We start from the raw sequence: 5,780 nt of genomic DNA, 5'->3' as shown, positions 1-5,780 counted from the left end.
CGATGGTCGTGCCTATGATGTAGGCGGCGGCTGCTCGCACTACCTGCATGGCAAAACGGCGCTCCTGCGAGGGGGCGCCGTTTTGCGTTTAAGAGGTGAGCGTTCTCTAAAAGGAGACAATCGATTTTGATAGGTGCCATCTGAAAAGCGTGGCCGAGGTGCCGGGAATTCAGAAAGAGGATCTCGACTAAACCAAAAGAAGGCCCCTTGATGTGGTGTATCAAGGGGCCTTCGGAGGTTAGGGGCTTTTGGGCTACTCGCTGCGCAGGGCTTCCACGGGGTCTTTGCGGCTGGCGGCGCTTGAGGGAATGAGGCCGGCCAGGAACGTAAGGCCCATGCTGATGACGATGAGGATAAGGGCGGCTTGCCAGGGCAGCGATGCCACGTTCGCCACGTCGAACAGCGAGTAGACGATGGCGTTGACGGGTATGCAGGCAAGCTCGGTCGCACCGATGCCGATAGCCCCGGCCACGAAGCCCACGATAAGCGTCTCGGCGTTGAACACGCGGCTGATGTCGCCCTTGCTGGCACCGATGGAGCGCAGGATGCCGATCTCCTTCTTGCGCTCGAGCACGCTAATGTAGGTGATGACGCCGATCATGATGGACGATACCACCAGCGAGATGGCCACGAACGCCACCAGCACGTAGCTGACCATGTTCACGATGTCGGTAACCGAGGCCATAAGGGTTCCCACGATGTCGGTATAGGTGATGACCTTGTCGTCGTTCCCCTCGTTTTCCATACGCTGGTTGTAATCATCCAAAATGGTGATGACGTGGCCTTTGCTTTCAAAGTCGATGGGGTAGATGTCGATCGACGACGGTTTTGCCAGATCGGCGTACCCCAGCTTCTTCAGGTTGTTGTCGCAGGAGGCCTCCTCAACCTGCATGAGCGACATCATGAGCTCGGTGAGTTCTTGCTCGCTCATGTTCATCTTGAACGCTTCTTTGAACTTGTCGGGATCGATGGACATGGCGCTGGCCATGTTGCTGGCCATCTGATTCATGGATTTTTGCAAGGCAGCAGTGACTTGGGATTGCAATTCGCTTGCCATCGCGCTCATGTAGGTGGTCATAGTGGTTTGCATATAACCTTGCAGGGCGCCGGCAACTTGGTTTTGCAGGTTGTTGTCTGTTGCGATGCCTCCCGCAGCGGCTACGATCATGGCCTGCGCTTCGGGCGTTGCCATGTAGTCGGAGAAGCTCTTGCTGAAGGCGTCGGGGTCGGTGGGATCGAGGGGGTGCGTTATGAGATAGGCTTTGTAGCCGTTCATGACGTCGTTTACGATCTGGCGCGTTTGGTCAGGGGTTACCTCCAGCTTGATGTTGCCGATAAGCTGCTCCATGTTCGGTTCGGGTACCGCGGGCATATTCTGCAAGCCCGCCGACAGGTTCAGCGCGCTTGACATATCCACCGCCAGCTTGCTCTGATCGATGGTGAAGGCCGCCTGGATGGCGTCGCCGTCTATGGTGAACAGCGAGCTCATATCAAAGCCACCGTCTTGGCTCTTGTTGTCCTCGGCAAACGTCTTGCCGGAGAATACGTTGATGCTAGGGTCTTTCAACTGGTCTTTTACAATCTGCGCATCATTGGCATGCTCGATGAGATGATCCGTCAGGCTGGGTGCGTAGTACAGTCCCGGAGAGAGCGAGGTGGTTTTCGCCTCGGGCTTGGGTTGCACAATGCCGACGATCTTGAGCTCGGGGGCGTGGTCGACGACGCTCTTCATGTAGGCTTCGTCGGCGCTTTTGTCCTTCCAAACCTTGTATTCTTCGTCGTACTGGTAGCGGTCGGTAGCGTAGACCAGCTTGAATGTGGTGTCCATGATCTGGTCGTAGGAGAACGCCAGGCTGTCTTCAGGTGCGGTGACGTCTTCGTTGTTGGCAAGTTTCTCGACCATGCTGTCAAGCTCTTGGGGGTCGCGCAGGCCCATGTCGTAGAGCACCAGGTCGCTCACGCCGCCGCGGCTGTTCAGCACCAGGACCACTTCGTCGTAGTTCTCTGCCCACGTGCCCGCTTTTACGTCGTATTGGTTCTCGACGAGGTGCGTATCGTCCACCATCTCGGCGAACACATCGGTGCTCATGCCCATGGACATGAGGCTGTTGGAAGTGGTGGAGGAGCCCATGCCCAGCGCCGCGAACGATTTGTCGGGGTTTACCTGACGCACCTTGCCGGTGGTGTTGGAGCTGTATATTTGAGGTACCACGCTGTAGGAGTATTGGATGGAGTTTACGTACTGGTCGATTCCGCTGCCGTCTTCGTCGAGGAAAGTCTTGAGCGAGGCCAGGTCGTTCGACCCGATTTTCGAAAACATGTTCGAGAGCATCTTGAATTCGGATACCTGCTTGTCGGAATCGCCCTCGCCCGACGAGCCTTTGTCGTCCCCGCCTGCGGTGCCGTCAGGCATGACCATCATGGAGGTGAGGTCGAAGCCCTGGCTTTGGATCTGCAACGGGTATTCCGACAGCGTGTCTTCCTCGACGGATTTGATGTAGTCGTTCACGCCGTTGGCCAACGCCAAAATGGCGGCGATGCCGATGATGCCGATGGAGCCGGCGAAGGCCGTCATGAGCGTACGGCCCTTCTTGGTCATAAGGTTGTTGAATGAGAGCGCAAGCGCGGTCAGAAACGACATGCCGGTCTTGCGGACGGGTTTTTCGCTTTCGCGCATCTCTTCGGCTGCGGGGTCGAAGGGGTTCGTGTCGGAGCGGACGATGCCGTCGGACAGGTTTACGATGCGGTTGGCGTACTGCTCGGCAAGTTCCGGGTTGTGCGTGACCATGATGACCAGGCGATCTTTGGCGATTTCGGTAAGCAGGTCCATGACCTGTACGCTGGTCTTGGAGTCGAGTGCTCCGGTGGGTTCGTCGGCGAGCAGTATCTCCGGGTCGTTGATGAGCGCGCGGGCGATGGCCACGCGCTGCATTTGGCCACCTGACAGCTGGCTGGGCTTTTTATTGATGTGATCGCCCAGGCCCACGTCTGCGAGTGCCTTTTTAGCACGCTCGTGGCGTTCGGTGCGCGACACGCCGGACAGAGTCAGTGCCAGCTCGACGTTCGCCAGAATAGTCTGGTGGGGAATGAGGTTGTAGCTTTGGAACACGAAGCCGATGCGGTTGTTGCGGTAGGCATCCCAATCGCGGTCCTTGTACTCCTCGGTGGAGATGCCGTCGATGACGAGGTTGCCCGAATCGTAGTGATCCAGGCCGCCTACGATATTCAGCAAGGTGGTCTTGCCCGAGCCGGACGGTCCGAGAATGGCCACGAACTCGTTGTCGCGAAACGACACGGATACGTCGTCGAGCGCTACCTGGGTGAAGGTTCCGGTGGTGTACTCTTTGCGGATGTTGACAAGCTGGAGCATACGATGCCTTTCAACTTCGATGAAGCGCAGTAGGGGGCGGAGCATCGAAAGTAGCGTAAGCTGGATGAATAAAGTTGTTTAGTTAGTTAAGCATTCTAGTGGTACGTAAACGCTTCTGAAAAAACGTAATTCAAAACCACACACTTCGCAGACCCCTTCCATAGGTCTTAAAGTTCCTCAAATTCTACGAATTCCGGCTAAGCAAGCGCAGGGGTTGTTTTATAATGCAGGGTTCGAAAGGGGAGGTTTTTATCAAAATGAAGGCAGGCATGCGCGAATGGTCGCCGGTGAGCCTGGCGCTGTCCTGTGTACTTGCAGGCATCGCCCTGTGCCTGCATGCCGACAACATCCTGATGTACGCGCTGGGTGCAGCGAGTGCGACCATCCTGTTTGTCTGCTCGTTTCTTGCAGGGGTCGTCATCCTCTGCCTCTCCTCGTCCGTTTCTGCCCATGACGACGAGAAGCGCCGCTGGTCTATAGTGATCGGTTTGGCGACCGCGCTTGCGGGCGTTTTGTTCGCTTTATTCCTGGAAGTGCTGCCCGTTGTGCCGATGGCCATGGGGGCGGGTATGCTGCTGGGCTTTGGGCTTGCCTGCCTGCTGCGGCAGTGGGCGCGTTTTTATCGGTCGTTCACCTTCCAGGGGGCGCTGCTCAACACGGGGTTCGCATTTCTCTTGGCATCGATGTGGTGGATTGCATTGGCAAACGCCGGATCGGTGTTCTTGTTCTGCCTTGGCTTGATCGTGCTCACGCTGAGTGGGGGCTTGCCGCTTTTGGCGAGCGATATCGTGCGCGCCGACGAAGTGCGGGAGGGTTTTCGTAACGATGACTTGTGGGTGTCGTCGGTTACCATTTGGCAGGTTATGCGCCAGGGATGGGCGGCTGTGGCCGGCCTCATGCTGAATTTCTTTGCCATTGGCCTGACGTTTTGGCAGAGCAGCGCCGTTGCGGTCACGCTGGTGCCCAAGCCCCTTGTCTACGCAATCGTGGCGGTGGTGGTGTGGTGGGTGGCACTTCATGCACGGACGGCGATCGATGGCTTTTTGGGAGCGTTTTATCGCGTAGCGTTGCCGGTGGCTGCGCTGCTCATGCTTGCGCCGGCATCGCTGGCCCTTGCTTTTCCGGGCCTTGGTGACGTGGTCCTTGTGCTGGTGTCGTATGCGGGCACGGCACTGTGCAATGTCTTGGGGCTGGTTGTCTTGTTTTGGTCGGCGAAGAGTTCCGAGGTGGGATTCTCGAAGATGTTCGCTGCGTTTTGCGCGAGCTGCGCGGCCAGTGTGGCAGTCGGCCTTGTCGTCTGCCAACTGGTTGGGCAGCATGCTCCGGTCGTCCTCTTGTGCTTGCTGACGGTCTATTTGGTGGCAATGGTGCTCAACGAGGTCAAAAGCTCGTTTGCGCGTCGCCGTAATCCTTCTGCGCCCGGAGCTCTCGCGGCGAGCGAGTCGCTTGATACCGCTGGTGGAGAACGTTGATCGTTGCTGCGGCGCTGCCGAGGAGGAAGCTGCTTCCTATGCGTAGGTGACTGTGCTGATTTGGCGAGCGCTTCTGCTGCGTTTCCCGTTGTTAGCGATATAGAGTATCATTAACAAAAGCAATAATATATATGCCGTGTTCGCAGGGGGACGCGGCGCGACCTTTGAGGAGGCATCATGGACAAGCATGTATACGAGTTGCTGAACGACCAGATCAACAAGGAGTTCTATTCGGCCTACCTGTATATGTCATTCGCGGACTACTACGAGGAAGAAGGTCTCTCGGGCTTTGCGAACTGGTATATGATCCAAGCTGCCGAGGAGCGCGACCATGCGCTGATCTTCCGCAAGTACCTGCTGGACAACAGCTGCCCGATCAAGCTTTTGGCTATCGATCAGCCCGACAAGACGTTCGCTTCCCATTTAGAGCCGCTGGAAGCATCGCTTGAGCATGAGAAGTACGTGACCAGCCTGATCAACGACATCTATGGGGCTGCGCATGATGTGAAGGACTACCGCACCATGAAATTCCTGGACTGGTTCATCGAGGAGCAGCTCGAAGAGGAAGCCAACGCCGAGGACATGATCACGAAGATGAAACTGTTCGGTGGCGACGCGAAGGCACTCTACGACCTGGACAAGGATTTCGCTGCCCGTGCGTACTCGGTGCCGACGCCCCTGGCCGCCAAATAGGTTTTAGGGCGAGAAACGACGCTTTTCGAGGGGAGCTGTCGTAGGGTTTACCAAAACGCTAGATTTCCCAGCATGAAGAGCGACGACCGCGTGGTCTGTCGCTCTTCATGCTTGCGGGGGGGGCTTGGTGGTGCTGCCCGAAGGCTATGAAGTGCGCCTGCGGGGGAATTCGGTCGACCTTACCTCGAAGGAATTCGAGATACTGGCGCTGCTTGCCTCTGCTCCCGGGATGGTTTTTACCCGCG

At 57.1% G+C, this 5,780-nt stretch carries 3 protein-coding genes; 2 read left to right on the top strand and 1 reads right to left on the bottom strand.

Features of this window, described 5'->3' with window-relative positions; translation table 11 throughout:
• Positions 1-253: 253 nt before the first annotated feature.
• Positions 254-3,370 carry an ABC transporter ATP-binding protein/permease gene (locus tag RR842_RS11235; protein WP_332729782.1) on the bottom strand — a complete coding sequence of 1,039 codons (3,117 nt, stop codon included), beginning with the start codon at positions 3,368-3,370 and terminating at the stop codon, positions 254-256.
• A gap of 257 nt (positions 3,371-3,627) precedes the next feature.
• On the opposite strand from RR842_RS11235, the gene RR842_RS11230 reads away from it, so the two are divergent.
• Both RR842_RS11230 and RR842_RS11225 read left to right on the top strand, forming a co-directional pair.
• Positions 3,628-4,842 (top strand): hypothetical protein, encoded by a 1,215-nt coding sequence (locus tag RR842_RS11230; RefSeq protein WP_332729781.1) that lies wholly within the window; start codon positions 3,628-3,630, stop codon positions 4,840-4,842.
• Positions 4,843-5,019: 177 nt separating this feature from the next.
• Positions 5,020-5,535 carry a ferritin gene (locus RR842_RS11225; protein ID WP_332514641.1) on the top strand — a complete coding sequence of 172 codons (516 nt, stop codon included), beginning with the start codon at positions 5,020-5,022 and terminating at the stop codon, positions 5,533-5,535.
• Positions 5,536-5,780: the final 245 nt, after the last annotated feature.

This window comes from Gordonibacter sp. (assembly GCF_036667095.1).
GTDB lineage: Bacteria > Actinomycetota > Coriobacteriia > Coriobacteriales > Eggerthellaceae > Gordonibacter.
This window is presented reverse-complemented; position numbering and strand designations above follow the sequence as displayed.